The organism is Pseudomonas shirazensis (assembly GCF_050496565.1).
Classification (GTDB): Bacteria; Pseudomonadota; Gammaproteobacteria; order Pseudomonadales; family Pseudomonadaceae; genus Aquipseudomonas; species Aquipseudomonas shirazensis_A.
Genome location: NZ_JBNWAE010000019.1, coordinates 1 through 17,723, shown reverse-complemented (window position 1 = coordinate 17,723; position 17,723 = coordinate 1). Strand labels below are relative to the sequence as shown.

Here is a 17,723-nt window from a genome sequence, read left to right as displayed (position 1 = left end):
CTTTCTGAGTTAATCCTTTTGTACAGTCGGCCTCATTTGAGCCCTAGCCGACGACACAAACGGCTGAGGTTTGCCCGGTCCAGACCGAGCTCGCGAGCCGCGCTCGCCCAGTTGTTCTGGTGCCTTTGCAGGCAGGCCTCGATCAGCTGGCGCTGATAACTGTCGACGGCCGTACGCAGGTCGCCGTTCGTCGTTTCAATCGCATCGGCGGGCAGCGGCAGAACTGCGGCTGGCAGGGGCGCTACGCTGCGCAGGTCGAGGTCAGCGGCCTGGAGGGTGAGGATACGCGGTCGCTGTGCTTGCTGGCCAAGCGCTTTGAGCGCTGAACGGCCAATCAGGTGTTCCAGCTCGCGCACGTTTCCTGGCCAGTCGTAGGCGAGCAGGGCGGCTTGGGCCTCACTGCTCAGGCGCAGGCTGTTCAAGCCCAGGCGTGAGCGGTTTTGTTCGAGGAAGTAACCCGCCAGCAGCAGCACGTCGCGGCCGCGCTCGCGCAGCGGCGGCACCTGCAAGGGGTACACACTCAAGCGATGATAGAAATCGGCGCGGAAGCGGCCGTTGCGCACTTCGTCGGCGAGGTCGCGGTTGGTCGCGGCGATCAGGCGCACGTCGACATGGTGCTCGCGGTCCGAGCCGAGCCTTTGCAACTGGCCGCTTTGCAGCACTCGCAGGAGCTTGGCCTGGACCGTCAGCGACAGCTCGCCGACCTCATCGAGGAACAGCGTACCGCCGTTGGCCAGTTCGAACTTGCCGCGACGTTCGCCATGGGCGCCGGTGAAGGCGCCGCGGACATGGCCAAACAGCTCGCTCTCGACCAGGGTGTCCGGCAGCGCTGCGCAGTTGAGGCTGATCAGCGGCTTGTTGGCGCGGCTGCTCGCCTGGTGCAGGGCCTGGGCAACCAGCTCTTTGCCGACGCCGGTTTCGCCGGTGATCAACACGGTCAGGTCGCTGCTGCCGACCAGGCGGATTTCTTCGAGCAGATGGGTGTGGGCCTTGCTCTGGCCGATCAGCTCCTTGTCCTGGCCACTGGCTTGGCGATAGACCTCGGCTCGCTGGTGCTCGTCCTCGGCGCGCAGGGCCAGGTGCTGAATCCGCTCGGCGACGGTGACCGTGGCGGCGGCGAGGCTGGCGAAGGCCTGCAACGCTTCCACTTCCAGGCTCTGAAATTGCCCCGGCGTGAGTGCGTCGAGGGTCAGCAGACCCCACGGCTGCTCGTCGACCAGCAACGGGCAGCCCATGCAGTCGTGGACCTCCAGGTTGGCGTCAGGGGCGTTGACCAGGCCGTCGTACGGGTCGGGCAGGTCGCTGTCACTGGCAAAGCGGGTCGGTTCACTGTGGCTGAGCAGAACCTTGAAGCGTGGGTGCTCGCTGACCCGAAAGCGCCGGCCAAGGGTATCCGGTGCAAGTCCATCGACCGCCAGCGGCACCAGCCATTCGCCATCCAGCCGCAGCAACGCAGCAGCGTCGCAGGGCAGCAGGCTGCGCATGGCTTGTAGCAAGCGCCGGTAGCGTTCCTGGTCGGGCAGATCGCGGGACAGGTCGCTGACCAGCGGCAGCAGGGCGGTGAGTAGTGGCTTTGCGGTCATAAAGACTCCTATTGGTCTTAATGACTATAGTTCAGACTTGGTCATTTTGACACTCAGCGGCCCAACGCCCCGGTTTTGCTGGGCCTGTCAGTTGGCACGATTGCTGTAACAGCATTTGCATCCATTCGAAGCCTCAGGCTCAGGAGTTGCTGCAATGCTCAATGCCGAACAACGTGCAATCGTCAAAGCCACCGTACCGTTGCTGGAAAGCGGCGGGGAAGCGCTGACCACCCATTTCTATAAAATGATGCTCAGTGAATACCCAGAGGTACGTCCGCTGTTCAACCAGGCTCACCAGGCCAGCGGCGATCAACCGCGGGCGCTGGCCAATGGCGTGCTGATGTATGCACGCCATATCGACCAGCTCGAGCAACTCGGCGGTTTGGTCGGGCAGATCATCAACAAGCATGTCGCCTTGCAGATCCTGCCTGAGCACTACCCGATCGTCGGTCGCTGCCTGCTGCGCGCCATCGAGGAAGTATTGGGCAAGGACATCGCCACACCTGCGGTGATCGAGGCCTGGGCCGGCGCCTATGGCCAGCTGGCCGACATCCTCATCGGCGCCGAAGAAGGCCTGTATCAGCAGAAGGAGCAGGCCACTGGCGGCTGGCGTGGCGCGCGTGAGTTTCGTCTGGTACGCCGCGAGCAGGAAAGCAGCGAGATCGTCTCGTTCTATTTTGCCGCGCAGGACGGCCAACCGGTGCTCAAGGCCGAACCTGGCCAGTACATCGGCTTGCAGCTGTTCATCGATGGCATCGAGCAGCGCCGCAACTATTCGCTGTCGGCACTGAGCGATGGCCAGCAGTACCGTATCAGCGTCAAGCGCGAGGCGGGCGGCAAGGTCTCCAACTATCTGCATGAGCAGTTGATGGTGGGCGATACGCTCAATCTGTTCCCACCGTCAGGCGACTTCACCCTGGCTGCCAGTGACAAGCCGTTGGTGCTGATCAGCGGTGGGGTCGGCATCACGCCGACCCTGGCGATGCTTGAGGCTGCCCTGACGACGCAGCGTCCGGTGCATTTCATTCATTGCGCGCGTAATGGCGCAGTGCATGCCTTCCGCGACTGGGTCGACGCGCTGGCTGAGCGTCATCCGCAGCTCAAACGCTTTTACTGCTACGCCGAAGCGGGGCAGGGCGCAGACGCCGTGGGCCTGTTGAGCGAGCAGCAATTGGCCGCTTGGCTGCCGCAGGAGCGGGATGTCGATGCTTACTTCCTGGGGCCGAAGGCATTCATGGCGGCGGTCAAACGCCAGCTCAAAGGGTTGGGCGTGCCCGAGGCGCAGAGCCGTTACGAGTTCTTCGGGCCGGCGGCTGCGCTGGAGTAAACCCGTTGTTGCAGTCTCCCTTTTGATTTTTGTCTGGTTTGAGATGGCTGGGGCCGCTGCGCGGCCCTTTCGCGACACAAGGCCGCTCCTACAGGGAACCGCGTAAGTTGCTGGTACATGGTCCCCTGTAGGAGCGGCCTTGTGTCGCGAAAGGGCTGCAAAGCAGCCCCGGCGATAACGGGCCGGCTGCAGCTTAATCTCGCTTTAATCCCGCTACCCTTCACTTGCGTGTGTCGAGGCGCTTGCGCCTGCCCGGCATTCGCCAGCCTATATACAGGGCCGTCGTTGAACCGAAGAGGTTTGGCTCGGTCCTAGTGTCTCCGGAGAGTGGCGCTTGCCGTTGTCTCGACACATCCACGCTCATGGCCAGCGTGTAAACTGCCCAGCGGCTGGCCTGCGTGCTGTCACTCTCCCTCGAAGGAATCGGCAATGAACGAACAACTCTCGCGCCTGAACCGTGAACGGCGCTTTCTGGCCCTGCTGGGCCTGATCTGCCTGGCGCTGATTGGCGGCGCGCTGTATATGCAGATCGTCCTTGGCGAGGCGCCATGCCCGCTGTGCATCCTGCAACGCTATGCATTGCTGCTGATCGCGCTGTTTGCCTTCATAGGCGCGGCAATGCCCAACCGCCGGGGCCTGACCCTGTTCGAAGGGCTGGTGGTACTCAGTGCCATTGGCGGAATCGTTGCGGCTGGGCGCCATGTGTATATACTCGCCAACCCTGCGGTCAGTTGCGGTATCGATACCCTGCAACCGATCGTCGATGACTTGCCACTGGCCAAGGTCTGGCCACTGGCGTTCCAGGTCGAGGGTTTCTGCAGCACGCCATACCCTCCGCTGCTGGGTCTGTCGCTGGCGCAATGGGCGCTGCTGGCGTTCGTGCTGACCGCGATTCTGGTACCGGTAGGCATCTATCGCAACCGCAAACGGGCTTAGACCAAAGTACCGCTTGAGCGCAAGTCTGTTGCACGGCGAGAGAAGCACGTTTTCTCGCCATTCGCTTGATCCAGATCAATGACCAAGCCTTGCAGAATCAGCGTTTCAGGCCTGTAGGACAGGGTGCGACAAACTGTCGCGAACCTGATTTTCCCTACTCCATTGTTACCGAATCTGCAAAAGACTGTTGCTCAATAAGTCATAGTCAAGGGTGGGCGACCTATCTACAATCGCCCCCAATTTCCGTTCGGCACTGCTTGCGAGTCGCAGGATTTGAAGGAAGCCACGGCCTCCTTTTTGCTGACTTCGTCAAGTTTCGCCCAACGGCGATACCGGGCGGACACCCCTCCGCGTTAACCCGCACCAAATGGACTTGGTACAGCTGTACGGGCCGTTTGCCTACACCATAAATACCGTTAAGCCCGCTAACCGCCCAGGTCCACGTTGAGGACCCCAGGCAGGAGCGAATTCGAGCCAAAATTGCTGACGCTTGGCAGGACGAAGTGTTGGTGACCAAAACACAAATTGCATTGAAGCAAGCTGATCTAGAGGTCGTGAGATGAGTAAAAAGCGTTACCCCAGACTGTTTGGCATATTGCCCTTTTTAGGCATGCTTTTACTCAGTGGGTGCAACTGGACCCTGCTCGACCCGAAGGGTCAGGTCGGCATTGAGCAAAAGAACCTTATCCTGATCGCTACCGGCCTGATGCTGCTGGTGGTAGTGCCGGTCATCATCATGACCCTGGCATTTGCCTGGAAGTATCGTGCTTCCAACAAGGCAGCCACCTACACCCCAGACTGGTCGCACTCGACCAAGATCGAACTGGCCGTGTGGATCATCCCTGTCATCATCATCGTTGCCCTGGGCTACGTGACCTACGTGTCCACGCACAAGCTGGATCCGTATCGTCCGCTGGATTCCGACGTGAAGCCGGTACAGGTCGATGTGGTCGCGCTGGACTGGAAATGGCTGTTCATCTATCCGGAACAGGGTATTGCCACCGTCAACACGCTGGTATTCCCGGCCAACACGCCGGTGAACTTCCGTGTGACTTCGGACGCTGTGATGAACTCGTTCTTCATCCCGGGTCTGGGCGGCCAGATCTACGCGATGGCGGGCATGACCACCAAACTGCACCTGATCGCCAACGAAAACGGTGTGTTTGACGGTATCAGCGCCAACTACAGCGGTGCTGGTTTCACCGGCATGAAGTTCAAGGCTACTGCCACTTCCCAGGCCGACTTCGAGAAGTGGGTTGCTGAAGTCAAGCAGTCGCCAAAAACGCTGAGCAAGGCTGAATACGAAGCCTTGGCCAAACCAAGCGAAAACCACCCAGTCACGCTGTACAGCGTGGCCTCGCCTGACCAGTTCCAGTCCATCGTCGACAAGTACGAAGGCATGAACCGCGGTCGGCCGAACCACGAAGAACAAGGCAGCAAAGACCTGGCCACAACCCAGGGTGTGGAGTCGAGTAAGCAACCAGCTGCCGGGGCAGAGGAGTAAGAGATGTTCGGTAAATTAAGTCTGGAGGCGATCCCGTATCACGAGCCGATAGTCATGGTGACACTTGCCATGATCGCGCTGGGTGGTATCGCTGTAGTAGGTCTGATCACCTACTTCCGCAAGTGGACCTACTTGTGGTCCGAGTGGCTGACGACTGTCGACCACAAGAAAATCGGCGTGATGTACATCATCGTCGCCATGATCATGCTGATCCGCGGCTTTGCCGATGCCATCATGATGCGTACCCAGCTGGCCGTGGCCACGGGTGGCGAAACCGGCTATCTGCCGCCTGAGCACTATGACCAGATCTTCACCGCGCACGGTGTGATCATGATCATCTTCATGGCGATGCCGTTCTTCACCGGTCTGATGAACCTTGCGGTTCCGCTGCAGATCGGTGCACGTGACGTGGCCTTCCCGTTCCTCAACTCCCTGAGCTTCTACCTGCTGTTGGCAGGCGTGCTGCTGGTCAACATCTCCCTGGGTGTTGGTGAGTTCGCCAAGACTGGCTGGGTTGCGTATCCGCCGCTTGCGGGTATTCAGTACAGTCCGGGCGTGGGTGTCGACTACTACATCTGGGCACTGCAGCTATCGGGTCTGGGGACAACGCTGACCGGCGTCAACTTCCTCGTCACCGTGATGAAAATGCGCGCGCCTGGCATGAAGCTGATGGACATGCCGATCTTCACCTGGACCTGCACCTGGGCCAACGTGCTGATCGTGGCCTCGTTCCCGATCCTGACTGCTGCTCTCGCTCTGCTGACTGTTGACCGTTATCTGGACTTCCATATCTTCACCAACGAGCTTGGTGGGAACCCGATGATGTACGTCAACCTGTTCTGGGCGTGGGGTCACCCTGAGGTTTACATTCTGATTCTGCCGGCCTTCGGCGTGTTCTCGGAAGTTACCTCGACGTTCTCTGGCAAACGCCTGTTCGGCCACCACTCGATGATCTATGCATCGGGCGCGATCGCCATTCTCGGCTTTGCAGTTTGGCTGCACCACTTCTTCACCATGGGTGCCGGCGCGAGCGTCAACACCTTCTTCGGTCTGGCGACGATGTTGATCTCCATTCCGACCGGGGTGAAGCTGTTCAACTGGCTGTTCACCATGTACCAAGGCCGCGTGCGCTTCACCGCGCCGATGCTGTGGACCCTGGGCTTCATGGTCACCTTCTCGATCGGTGGCATGACTGGCGTTCTGCTGGCTGTTCCAGGTGCTGACTTCGTGCTGCACAACAGCCTGTTCGTTATCGCTCACTTCCACAACGTGATCATCGGTGGTGCGGTGTTCGGCTACATTGCCGGCTTCGCCTTCTGGTTCCCGAAAGCCTTTGGTTTCACCCTGAACGAGAAGTGGGGCAAAGCTGCCTTCTGGTTCTGGATCTCGGGCTTCTACGTTGCGTTCATGCCGCTGTACGCCCTGGGCTTCATGGGCATGACCCGTCGTCTGAACCACACCGAAAACCCACTGTGGGAACCCTACCTGTGGGTAGCGGTAGTCGGCGCCGTGCTGATCCTGTTCGGTATCGCTTGCCAGCTGATCCAGCTGTTCGTGTCGATCCGCGATCGCAACCAGAACCTGGACGTCACTGGCGATCCATGGGGTGGCCGTACTCTGGAGTGGTCGACTTCTTCGCCGCCGCCGTTCTACAACTTCGCTCACATGCCTGAGAAAGTTGGTCTGGACGCCTGGCACGAAGCCAAGGAAGCCGAAGTTGCGTACAAGGTTCCGGCCAAGTACGAAGCGATCCACATGCCAAGCAACACCTCGACCGGCCTGTTCATGGGCATGTTGTTGACCGTCTTCGGCTTTGCCTTCATCTGGCATATCTGGTGGCTGGTTGGCGCAAGCCTGGTAGCAACCATCGCAGTCTTCGTTCGCCACGCTGCACGTGACGACCAGGGCTACATGGTGCCGGCTGAAGAAGTGGCGCGCATCGAAGGCGAGCGCATGCAAGCGCTGGCCAAAGCAGGTGCTCTGCCTGCCGGCGCACGTGTCGAATCGTTTGAACGGGTGTAATCAATGTCCAGTCAAGTAATCCACGGTGACGCTCATGGTCATGACCATGGGCACGACGATCACCACCACGACTCGGGCCAGATGACCGTACTTGGTTTCTGGCTGTACCTGATGACCGACTGCATCCTGTTTGCGTCGCTCTTCGCCACCTACGCGGTGCTGTCCGGCGGTTTCGCCGGCGGCCCGTCGGGTCACGACATCTTCCAGCTCGACTTCGTGCTGGTTGAAACCGCGTTCCTGCTGCTGTCCTCGATCACCTTCGGCTTCGCCATGCTGAAGATGTTCGACGGCAACAAGGCAGGTGTACTGGGCTGGTTGGCTGTGACTTTCCTGTTCGGTGCTGGCTTCATCGCGATGGAAATCTATGAGTTCCATCACCTGATCGCCGAGGGTTACGGCCCGCAGCGCAGTGGCTTCCTGTCGGCGTTCTTCGCGCTGGTCGGTACCCACGGTCTGCACGTGACTGCCGGTCTGATCTGGATGGCGATCATGATGTATCAGATCAACAAGCACGGCATCACGCCGACTGCCAAGACCCGCATGAGCTGCCTGAGCCTGTTCTGGCACTTCCTCGACGTGGTCTGGATCTGCGTATTCACCGTCGTTTACCTGTTGGGGGTTCTGTAATGGCTAACGCACACGACACTCATCACGAAGGTAGCCACGGCAGCGTCAAGTCGTACATGGTCGGTTTCGTACTGTCGATCATCCTGACTGCGATCCCGTTCGGCCTGGTCATGTTCCCGACCTTTCCGAAGAACCTGACCGTCCTGATCGTGGTGGCCATGGCCGTCATTCAGGTAGTGGTACACCTGGTGTACTTCCTGCACATGGACCGCTCGAAAGAGCAACGTTCCAATGTGTCGACGTTCCTGTTCACCGTTCTGGTAATCGCGCTGCTGGTCGGCCTGTCGCTGTGGATCATGTTCAGCATCCACCTCGAAATGATGGCCAAGTGAGGTAAGACTGCATGTCACTGAAGCACTTTATCCAAATCACCAAACCGGGGATCATTTTCGGTAACGTGCTTTCCGTGGCAGGCGGTTTCTTCCTTGCCTCCAGCGGGCATGTGGATTTCGCCCTGTTCCTGGCGGTGGTGCTTGGTACTTCGATGGTGGTGGCGTCCGGTTGCGTGTTCAACAACTGCATCGACCGTGACATCGACATCAAGATGGAGCGCACCAAGAACCGCGTGATGGTCCAGGGCGGCATGTCGCTGCCCCTGGCGCTGATTTACGCCACCCTGCTTGGGCTGGGTGGTTTCAGCTTGCTGTACGTGCAGGCCAACCCGTTGGCGGCGTACTGCGCCCTGATCGGGTTCGTCGTCTACGTCGGTTTCTACAGCCTCTGGCTGAAGCGCAAATCGGTGCACGGCACCTTGGTTGGCAGCCTGTCCGGTGCCATGCCTCCGGTGATCGGCTACTGCGCCGTGAGCAACAGCTTCGACCTGGCTGCAGTGACCCTGCTGGTGATGTTCAGCCTGTGGCAGATGCCGCACAGCTTTGCCATCGCGATCTTCCGCTTCAAGGATTACAGCGCTGCCAATATTCCGGTTCTGCCGGTGGCCCGCGGTATCCTCGCGGCGAAAAAGCAGATCGTGCTGTATGTGCTGGCATTCGTCCTCGCTACCCTGATGCTGACCCTTGGCGGTTACGCCGGGCTCGGCTACATGGCGGTTGCCGCCGGTATGGGCCTGTACTGGTTGTACATGGCCTGGGGCGGCTACAAGGCTGAAGATGACAGCAAGTGGGCGCGCAAGGTATTCGGCTTCTCCATCCTCACCGTCACTGCCTTGAGCGTGATGATGTCGGTAGACAGCCAGACTGCCGCTGACGTGCTCATGACCTACGCACGCTGAGTCCAGCTGTTTAAAAAAACCCGGCCTTGTGCCGGGTTTTTTTATGGCGACGGGGCAGGCCTGTCGAGCGGGTAAATGTTCTGCCTGTGGTGGTTTGCGGCAGCTGCGTAGAGTCGGCCTCCCAACCTGTGGAGGCTTTCGGCATGAGTATATTGACCGTCTATTTTTGCGGCACTGGCGCGACTGCCGCCGATGTGAGCAACCCTGACTATTGGAACGGCGAGCTGATTTCAACGCTGGCGTTCAACGACCAGAGCCGAGAATTTGCTGCAAAGATCGTCATCGATGGCCCTGGCAGCGGCAATCTGCAGGACGACATGTTGTTTGTCGATGACAACGATCATGGCGCTGCAATGGGCAGTTTGCTGGGCAATGGCTGGGAAGAAAACGTTGCCCACGCCATGCAGGTGATCAAGGGCAAGAGCTTGTGGCGGCGGGGTACGCGGACCCAGGCCGAGTATCAGCGGCTGAAAGACCTGGGTGTACCGCTCGCTGCCCCTGGGGTCACCGGCAATTGGTTTCGCGATCGCTATGACTATGGTGAATCGGTGACCACGCCCCAGGCGCTGCAAGAGCAGATCATCCAACAGTTCCGCAAACCGCTGCTGCCCACCCAGGTCAATCTGGTCGGCTGGAGCAGGGGAGGCATAAGCTGCCACATGCTGGCCAACGCCATGGCCATTGACCCTGAACTCATGCACATCCCGGTCAATATCCTGGCAATCGACCCGGTTCCGGGCATTTTGAACCTGCAGGATGCGCGTGTCAGGCTGGCAGCCAATGTGCGTGAATACATCGGTTTCTATGCGCGTGACGAGCGCTCGAAAGGTTTTGCCTGCGTCATCCCGGAAGTTGCCAGCAGCACGCGCATCAGCGTGTTCCCCATCTCGGGTCGCCACGCCACGCTGGTGGGCAATGCGTCGCTCACCGGCGTCGGCCCTGGCGCCGAGCTCAAGAGCCCTGGCTTGCTGGTTCGGCACTTGGCCGAGCTCTGCCTGGGCAGGTGGGGCGTGCAGTTGGGCAACTGCCTGGGGCTGAGCCGCGAACAGATCGAAGACTGCTGCATGGAGATTGGTGCTGACGACGGGCGTTATGCCGCGATGCGCACCCGCTCTTATATTTCGGCGTCCTTTGTGCACCTCAAAGAGGGCGATGAGGGCGACCGCTTCGTGCATCACGGCAGCCGCTCTTCGAGCTTCAGCAAGGTCTTTGGGGCGCAGTTCGATCCGCAGGACGGATTGAGCATGACCTCTCTGCATGCTGCCGTGTTCGACGCCATAGCGGGTTGAATGCACGTTTGCGGCGCCTGCATCTTTACAACTCGGTGAGCCGGCGTTTATGGTATTGCCGGCCACCGCAGTGGCCAACGTCGCTCGGACGGTTCCGGGCGCTTACGTCTTCGAGGTTCACATGGCCGACCAAGGTTCGCCGCGCCGCTTTGCGCGCATAGATCGTCTCCCGCCCTATGTTTTCAACATCACTGCCGAATTGAAGATGGCTGCGCGTCGGCGCGGCGAGGACATCATCGATCTGAGCATGGGCAACCCGGACGGTGCCACGCCGCCGCACATCGTCGAGAAGCTGGTGCAGGTCGCTCAGCGTGATGACACCCACGGCTACTCCACTTCGCGCGGCATCCCGCGCCTGCGCCGGGCTATTTCACGCTGGTACCAGGACCGTTACCAGGTCGATATCGACCCGGAAAGCGAAGCCATCGTCACCATCGGTTCGAAAGAGGGCCTGGCGCACCTGATGCTGGCCACCCTCGATCACGGCGACACGGTGCTGGTGCCCAACCCCAGCTATCCGATCCATATCTACGGCGCCGTTATCGCCGGCGCGCAGGTGCGCTCGGTGCCGCTGGTGCCCGGGGTGGACTTCTTCACCGAGCTTGAGCGGGCGATCCGCGAGTCGATCCCCAAACCGAAGATGATGATCCTGGGCTTCCCGTCCAACCCGACTGCGCAGTGTGTCGAACTAGACTTCTTCGAGCGCGTGGTAGCGCTGGCCAAGCAATACGACGTGCTGGTCATCCACGATCTGGCCTACGCTGACATCGTCTACGATGGCTGGAAGGCGCCTTCGATCATGCAGGTGCCCGGTGCCAAGGATATCGCGGTGGAGTTTTTCACCCTGTCCAAGAGCTACAACATGGCGGGCTGGCGGATCGGCTTCATGGTTGGCAACCCGGAGCTGGTCAGTGCCTTGGGGCGGATCAAGAGCTACCACGACTATGGCACCTTCACCCCGCTGCAGGTCGCGGCCATCGCCGCGCTGGAGGGTGATCAGCAATGCGTGCGCGACATCGCCGAGCAATACCGTCAGCGTCGCAACCTGCTGGTCAAGGGCTTGCACGAGCTGGGCTGGATGGTCGAAAACCCCAAGGCTTCGATGTATATCTGGGCGAAAATCCCTGAGGCCTACGCGCACTTGGGCTCGCTGGAGTTCGCCAAGAAACTGCTGGCCGAGGCCAAGGTTTGCGTCTCGCCTGGGATCGGCTTTGGCGATTATGGTGATGACCATGTGCGCTTTGCTCTGATCGAAAACCAGGACCGCATCCGTCAGGCGATTCGTGGCATTCGCCAGATGTTCCGGGCGGATGGGCTGACCGCCAAGTAACCTCTTCGCACGCTCAGCAGCCAACCGACATGCCGCCGATCAGCGGCATGTTTTTTTTCATATACCCTCTTCTCAGCCACCCCCGGTTGGATCAACAATGGCGCCGCGGGCTCAGCCCCGATAACAACAACTCTCCCTCCCTGGCGATCATGTCCGAATATAACCCTTGCCTTGACTGCGGCGCGTGCTGCGGGTACTTCCGTGTGTCCTTCTTCTGGGGCGAATGCCAGTCATCGGGCGGTGTTGTGCCGGACGATCTGGTGGTGCAGATCACCCCGAGCCGGGTCGCCATGATCGGCACCGACGCCAAGCCTTGCCGCTGCATCAGCCTCGATGGCGAGATTGGCAAGCAGGTGGGGTGCAGCATCTACGCCAACCGTTCCACGCCCTGTCGCGAGTTCGAGGCGTCCTGGGTCGATGGCGTGCACAACCCCAGTTGCGACGCAGCTCGTGCTGCCTACGGGTTACCACCGCTGGAGGCCAACGAGCCGCACTGGCCAGATGAAGGCGCCGAGGTGGCGTGATTGCCTTGGGTTGAAAATGCCCGGTGACCCTGGGGTCCGACTGACGCTAGACTGTCATCTTTCCAGCGATGGACAGGAGGTCCGGCGTGACCCAGCCCCGCAGTTTCCCCTCTGACTTGCTCCTTGAAAGCCCGCGCCTGCACCTGCGCCCGATGCGTCATGCCGACGCCGCGCAGTGGTTGGAGATGATGGCCGACCCGCAGGTCATGCGTTACTGGCACCACGCGCCGTGGCAGGACCTGGCCGAGGCGCAAAGCGCTCTGGCGGCAGACCGCGAAGCGTATGCCAAGGGCGAGCAGCTCAAGCTTGGCATGTACCGGCGCGACACCGGGGCGCTGATCGGCATGGTTCAGCTGTTCAACATCGACGACGTCTCCCGTCGCGGCGAAATCGGCTATTGCCTGGCCAGCAGCGTGCAGGGTCGCGGCTATATGGACGAAGCACTGACCTGCTTTATCGATTACCTTGCGCACACGTTGCACCTGCGCCGCCTGGAAGGTGAAATCGACCCGCGCAATCAGGGTTCGGCACGTACTCTCGAGCGTCAGGGCTTTGTCCTTGAAGGCACCCTGCGGGCACGCTGGTGCGTAGCCGGAGAGTTGTCCGATTCGGGTATCTACGGCCTGTTGCTGGAGCCACCGGTTGCCTGACATGACGGTGAACGACGGTCGGATGAACGCCGGCCGCCGCTGGTTCCTGCAATTGCCCACGTTCTATATCTCCCTGAGCCTGTTGCTGTTCCTCTGCAGTCTGGCGTTTGACGGTGTCTACCTGAGCGCGGGGCGGCATATGCCCGCCTTGCAGATCCTGCTGTACGGGCCTTGGGGGATTCCGTTCGAGCACTACCAGTGGTTTGCCAATCCTTTGTTGGCCCTGGCCGTGCTCAGCCACCGGCGCTTTCGCCGGTTGGCACTGGTGCTGGGCCTCGCCGCGCTGTATCTGGCAGTGAGCAGCCTGGGCATCGATCGCCTGCCGGACAACCGCAGCTATGCCTTCCAGGACCTGATTGGTTTTGGCGCGGGCTTTTACCTGTGGCTGGCGGCAATCGGCTTGTTCTGCGCGGGGCAGGGCTGGTGGTGCTGGAAGGCCCGCAGTGCGGCGCAAATGCCAGGATGGCGCTGGCTCGACGTGGCCTTGATCGCCGCGTTGGGGGTGACGGTGTACGTTGCCACCGAAATGCCCTCGCTGCGCTTTCAAGTGGAAAGGGTGCTGGACCCGCCCATTCAACCGCAGGCCTTCTGACGGGGCTGCTGTCAGCGCGCAGTGCCCCACTGCACCAGCAGCATGCCCAGCACGATCATGGCCACGCCGGCCAGCCTGAGGATGTTGACGGGTTTTTCCGGCAGGCCCATCAAGCCCCATCGATCGATCAGCAATGAGGACAGTACCTGCCCGGCGATTACGCAGACGATGAACCCGGCCGCACCCAGGCGCAGTGTCAGGATCAGCGCGGCAGTGATGTATAACACGCCTGCCAATCCTCCCAGCCAGGCCCACCACGGCGCCTGGGTCAGATTCTGCAGCTGCGGCAGCGGTGCCCGCAGCACCAGCAAAGCCGGTATCAGTAGCATCAGGCTGACCAGTAACGAAACCCCCGCTGCCCATAAAGGATGCCCCAGCAGTCGGCCGAGGGCGGCGTTGCTGCCTGCCTGGAACGGCACAGCTGCGCCGGCCAGCAGGGCGATCAGCATGGGAAGCAGGACGGACAAGGCAAGTGCATGCGGCATCGGGATGCTCCTGAAGAAATGACTAGCTGCAGTCTGTGTTATCCATTTCAATGATGGAAATTCGAAATTCGCACAGTTGGTATTCGCTACATGGATGATCTACGCCGCATCGATCTCAATCTGCTGCTGACCCTAAACGCGCTGCTCATTGAGCAGCACGTATCCCGCGCCGCGTTGCGTCTGCATCGCAGCCAGCCTGCGGTGAGCCATGCGCTGGCTCAGCTGCGAGAAATCTTTGCCGATCCGCTGTTGGTGCGGCGTGGTGGCAGGCTGCAATTGAGCCCCCGGGCGCAATCCCTGCGCGAGCCTTTGCAGCATGCGTTGCAGCAGTTGGACGGTCTGCTTGGCAGTCCCGGCTTTGAAGCCAGCAAATCGCGTCGTACTTTTCGCCTGTCGATGTCGGACTATGGCGCCAGGGTCTTGCTGCCCGGCCTGTTACGGCAGGTCCGCGAAGAGGCGCCCGGGGTCGACCTGGTAGTCTCGCAGGGCAGCCGGGAGGCCATGCTGGGGCAGTTGATCGACGGAGAAGTGGATCTGGCGCTTGGCGTGTTTCCCGATTGGCCGGCTGAAGTGCAGCGCCAGGTGCTCTTCGAAGAAAGTTTTATCTGTGTGGCCGACCGCAGGGCCCTGCCGCAGCGCGCAGGGCTGAGCTTGAGTCAGTGGTTGCTGCGCCCCCACGTACTGGTTGCGGTGCGGCCGGGCATCGACAACGAGATTGATTGCGCCCTGCAGCAGGTGGGCGAGCAACGGCGGATTGCCTTGACGCTACCGCACTGGGGCGTAGCGCAGACGCTGTTGGTTGGCACCGATCTGATCCTTACGGTGGCGCGGCGCAGCCTCAGCGGGGCGCGTCTGGACCCAGCGCTGCGCACCTTCGCCCCGCCATTGGCGATCGCACCCTTTGCTTTTGCCCAGGCGTGGCATGCGCGGCGTGAGGGCGACGCCGGCCATGCCTGGTTGCGTGCGCGGGTGGCGAGCATATGTAAGAACACAGAGTGAGCCGAGTGGGTTTGGTCTGATTGTTGCCGTGGGTAGCCGGCCTTGGGTGGAGAAGTGCTAGGCTGGTCACCGTCACTCATCCGCGAGACTTGCTCATGCGTAACCGCACTACTATCGCCATGACCTTGATCCTGGGTTGCTCGAGCGCAGCCGCGAGCGCCGACGACTTTTCCGCCAGTTATACCGAGTGTATGGACAAGGCCTCCAGTACCGTTGCCATGAGCAGCTGTATCCAAAGCGAGACCAGCCTGCAGGATCAGCGTCTGAACCGTGTCTACAAACAGTTGCAGGCCAAGCTTGCAGGCGATGCGCAGAAGGCCTTGCGCACGGCGCAGCGCAGCTGGATCAAGTATCGCGATGACAACTGCGCCTTGCATAGCCAGGCCAGCGGCGGCACCCTGCGCCAGATCGAGGCCGGCACATGTGTGATGGGCATGACCCGCGACCGTGCCGCGGAGCTTGAGCGGATACTCAGCCCGGGGCAATGACTGGCTGGCCTTGGATTATTAGTCCGTGGTTACCTGGCCGCACTGGGCTTCGCGCTGCATCGACTCCAGATTGCGCTCGATCGTTTCGCAAATGGTGTCCATCTGGATTTGATGCTCGCTGAAGCGGAACGGGCTCTGCAGGTCGGAGCCGATCCGCTCGATCGCCAGCAGCATGAAGCCCACCACGGTTGAAGCCAGTGGGGTGAACCAGCCCAGCGACTCGACCAGGCCGATCGGCACGATCAGGCAGAACAGCGAAATGAACAGTCGCGGGAAGTACACATAAGGGTAGGGCAGGGGGGTATTGGCGATCCGCTCCATGCCGCCTTGCGCGTTGGACAGATCGACCAGGGTCGACTCCAGCCGGGCCAGGCGAATGCTGTCCAGCCTGCCGGCCTTGTATTCGCGGGCGAGCAAGGCAGCCGAGCCGCTGAGGATGTCATTGGCGAAGTTGTTCGAGCGATTACGCCGCTCGAATTCCTTGGGTGGAATAAACGCCATCAGCTCGTCTGGGCATGCTTCCCCCTTCAAATGCGCCGCCAGGCAATTCACGTAGGCGACATGCCGGCGTAACAAAGTAGCCTTGATCGGGTTCAAGCCCTCATCGCCGTCATCAATCAGGGTCAGCACCTGGCGCGCGAAACTGCGCGAGCTGTTGACCAGCGCGCCCCACAGGGTGCGTGCCTCCCACCAGCGGTTATAGGCACTGCTGTTACGGAAGCTGACCAGCACCACCAGTGCCGAGCCGAGCAGCGTCAGTGGCATCAGCGGCAAGGTGAACTTGCTGTTGAAGAACAGCATGAAATCAATGGTGACCAGGACATCCCAGATCAACAGCCAGAACAGCGACCAACCGATATAGCCGAAGGTCTTCGCCACCAGGCGCAGCTTGCGGGCGATGAGTTGTTTCACGCGGTAGACCTCGAACGGAGCGGATGCAAATCCGACGCCGGACGAGGTCCAAGGTTCGCGGCTGTTGGTCGGGGCGCTGTAACCAAACGTTTTCAGGCGCTGGGTTCATCGTGCTGTGGCAGCAACTACCATGCCTTTGACCGGCGTCACTGGCAGTTGCGGCTTGCCCTGCTTGGCCAGCAGATGCTGATAACGCCGCCATTCCTTGTCGATTTCGCTGTAGGACATGAACACACTGATGCGCTCGCTGCTGGCCAGGTCGGCGCGGTCGTGCGCCTGCACTTCGTCCCTGGACAGATAAGCGATATTGATACCCAGCACCTTGCCGTCGTCGGCAAACACCGGGCCGCCCGACATGCCTTTGGTAATCGGGCCGTCATGCACACCATAGAACACGCTGCCCTTGGTGCCTTGCAGGCGCACCAATGATGGCAATGCGTGGCCTTTGCCCTGCATTGGCATCATCAGGCTGTTGAAACCGACGGCTGTCACTGCTTCGCCAGGCACATATTGACGCCACAGCGGAACCTGGGTCGCCTTGTGCTTGAAGAACACCACATCGCCCAGGCCTTCATGGACGATGTTCGGCAGGAACGGGGTGTGTTTGGCGGTGACGGCGTAGTCCTCGTTCCACTGAATGGCCGAGGCCATCAGCAGCATCGGCAACGGGCCGCGCGAGGTTACTACGAAAGCCTGATCATAGACCGGATCAGATACATACGAGGTTGGCACTCCATTGCACCCACTCAGCAGCATCATTGCTGCCAGACAGGGCACGATTTTTCTCATGAATCACACACAGAAGAATGGAGCGCCAATATGGCGATGAGCCATCACCAAGGCAATACTTTATTGCTATACCCGACGAGCGACAGCTTAAGGTGTAGATGGCCACTGGCCCAATTGATTTGGCGGATGCCTGCGGCGGCTGCCGTCAGCGCTTGGGCGTCAGTGTTCTGCCCGTCGCGAATGGCGCGGGGAGACCGCTGCTCTATATAGAGAGCAAGAGCAGGGGAGGCTGGCTTCAAGCGATGCGCAATAAATTCGCGGGAGGGGGTTGACCGGCTTTTTCTATCCTGTATTATTCGCCTCCCGCTAGCGAGAAGTTTCAAGCTGATCCTGGCGCAAGCAACTGATTTGATTGAACAAATCAAAAATAAAAGGTTGCTAAGTGAGATGAGCTTCTGTAGGATGCGCATCTCGGTTGAGACAACAAGTTCTTAA

18 protein-coding genes are annotated in these 17,723 nt (G+C 60.4%); 14 read left to right on the top strand and 4 right to left on the bottom strand.

Annotated features, from left to right (window positions below; all coding sequences use genetic code 11):
• Positions 1 to 32: 32 nt before the first annotated feature.
• Positions 33 to 1,583 carry a nitric oxide reductase transcriptional regulator NorR gene (gene norR / locus ACQZ2L_RS21955; RefSeq protein WP_430327841.1) on the bottom strand — a complete coding sequence of 517 codons (1,551 nt, stop codon included), beginning with the start codon at positions 1,581 to 1,583 and terminating at the stop codon, positions 33 to 35.
• Between the two features lie 154 nt (positions 1,584 to 1,737).
• Here norR and hmpA point away from each other — a divergent pair, with 154 nt between their 5' ends.
• From hmpA to ACQZ2L_RS21895, 12 genes are all read left to right on the top strand, one after another.
• On the top strand, positions 1,738 to 2,910 hold the full coding sequence (gene hmpA, locus ACQZ2L_RS21950) for an NO-inducible flavohemoprotein (protein WP_430327840.1): 1,173 nt from the start codon (positions 1,738 to 1,740) through the stop codon (positions 2,908 to 2,910).
• 429 nt (positions 2,911 to 3,339) lie between these two features.
• On the top strand, positions 3,340 to 3,846 hold the full coding sequence (locus tag ACQZ2L_RS21945; protein WP_101316636.1) for a disulfide bond formation protein B: 507 nt from the start codon (positions 3,340 to 3,342) through the stop codon (positions 3,844 to 3,846).
• 559 nt (positions 3,847 to 4,405) lie between these two features.
• A complete protein-coding gene (cyoA, locus tag ACQZ2L_RS21940; protein ID WP_430327839.1) occupies positions 4,406 to 5,350 on the top strand; it encodes a ubiquinol oxidase subunit II in 945 nt (314 codons plus the stop codon).
• A gap of 3 nt (positions 5,351 to 5,353) precedes the next feature.
• A complete protein-coding gene (gene cyoB, locus ACQZ2L_RS21935; RefSeq protein WP_430327838.1) occupies positions 5,354 to 7,372 on the top strand; it encodes a cytochrome o ubiquinol oxidase subunit I in 2,019 nt (672 codons plus the stop codon).
• 3 nt (positions 7,373 to 7,375) lie between these two features.
• The gene (locus tag ACQZ2L_RS21930) at positions 7,376 to 7,999 is read left to right on the top strand and encodes a cytochrome o ubiquinol oxidase subunit III (protein ID WP_103436096.1); all 624 of its coding nucleotides are present in this window, start codon (positions 7,376 to 7,378) and stop codon (positions 7,997 to 7,999) included.
• Positions 7,999 to 8,331 (top strand): cytochrome o ubiquinol oxidase subunit IV, encoded by a 333-nt coding sequence (cyoD, locus tag ACQZ2L_RS21925; protein WP_430327837.1) that lies wholly within the window; start codon positions 7,999 to 8,001, stop codon positions 8,329 to 8,331. Before ACQZ2L_RS21930 ends, cyoD begins: the two co-directional genes overlap by 1 nt.
• 11 nt (positions 8,332 to 8,342) lie before the next feature.
• Positions 8,343 to 9,230, top strand: a complete 888-nt coding sequence (gene cyoE / locus ACQZ2L_RS21920) for a heme o synthase (protein WP_103436097.1) — start codon at positions 8,343 to 8,345, stop codon at positions 9,228 to 9,230.
• A 143-nt stretch (positions 9,231 to 9,373) separates the two neighbouring features.
• Positions 9,374 to 10,519, top strand: coding sequence for a hypothetical protein (locus ACQZ2L_RS21915; protein WP_430327836.1), 1,146 nt, complete (start codon positions 9,374 to 9,376; stop codon positions 10,517 to 10,519).
• 121 nt (positions 10,520 to 10,640) lie between these two features.
• Complete coding sequence (gene alaC, locus ACQZ2L_RS21910; protein ID WP_101316650.1) at positions 10,641 to 11,849, top strand: alanine transaminase; 1,209 nt, start codon at positions 10,641 to 10,643, stop codon at positions 11,847 to 11,849.
• Positions 11,850 to 11,998: 149 nt separating this feature from the next.
• Positions 11,999 to 12,373, top strand: a complete 375-nt coding sequence (locus ACQZ2L_RS21905) for a YkgJ family cysteine cluster protein (RefSeq protein WP_103438698.1) — start codon at positions 11,999 to 12,001, stop codon at positions 12,371 to 12,373.
• A gap of 86 nt (positions 12,374 to 12,459) precedes the next feature.
• Positions 12,460 to 13,023, top strand: a complete 564-nt coding sequence (locus ACQZ2L_RS21900) for a GNAT family N-acetyltransferase (protein WP_430327835.1) — start codon at positions 12,460 to 12,462, stop codon at positions 13,021 to 13,023.
• A 52-nt stretch (positions 13,024 to 13,075) separates the two neighbouring features.
• Positions 13,076 to 13,615, top strand: a complete 540-nt coding sequence (locus ACQZ2L_RS21895) for a hypothetical protein (protein ID WP_430327883.1) — start codon at positions 13,076 to 13,078, stop codon at positions 13,613 to 13,615.
• Positions 13,616 to 13,626: 11 nt separating this feature from the next.
• Here the strand turns inward: ACQZ2L_RS21895 and ACQZ2L_RS21890 are convergent, their stop codons facing one another.
• On the bottom strand, positions 13,627 to 14,100 hold the full coding sequence (locus tag ACQZ2L_RS21890) for a DMT family transporter (protein WP_430327834.1): 474 nt from the start codon (positions 14,098 to 14,100) through the stop codon (positions 13,627 to 13,629).
• Positions 14,101 to 14,190: 90 nt separating this feature from the next.
• Between ACQZ2L_RS21890 and ACQZ2L_RS21885 the strand changes: the two genes are divergently transcribed.
• Together ACQZ2L_RS21885 and ACQZ2L_RS21880 are read left to right on the top strand one after the other, a co-directional pair.
• Positions 14,191 to 15,099, top strand: coding sequence for a LysR family transcriptional regulator (locus tag ACQZ2L_RS21885; RefSeq protein ID WP_430327833.1), 909 nt, complete (start codon positions 14,191 to 14,193; stop codon positions 15,097 to 15,099).
• A gap of 95 nt (positions 15,100 to 15,194) precedes the next feature.
• Complete coding sequence (locus ACQZ2L_RS21880) at positions 15,195 to 15,587, top strand: lysozyme inhibitor LprI family protein (protein WP_430327832.1); 393 nt, start codon at positions 15,195 to 15,197, stop codon at positions 15,585 to 15,587.
• A gap of 18 nt (positions 15,588 to 15,605) precedes the next feature.
• On the opposite strand, the gene ACQZ2L_RS21875 is transcribed toward ACQZ2L_RS21880, so the two are convergent.
• Together ACQZ2L_RS21875 and ACQZ2L_RS21870 are read right to left on the bottom strand one after the other, a co-directional pair.
• Positions 15,606 to 16,499, bottom strand: coding sequence for a bestrophin family protein (locus tag ACQZ2L_RS21875; protein WP_101322946.1), 894 nt, complete (start codon positions 16,497 to 16,499; stop codon positions 15,606 to 15,608).
• Between the two features lie 105 nt (positions 16,500 to 16,604).
• Positions 16,605 to 17,255: a trypsin-like peptidase domain-containing protein gene (locus ACQZ2L_RS21870; protein ID WP_430327882.1), complete on the bottom strand. Its 651-nt coding sequence runs from the start codon at positions 17,253 to 17,255 to the stop codon at positions 16,605 to 16,607.
• Between the last annotated feature and the right edge of the window lie 468 nt (positions 17,256 to 17,723).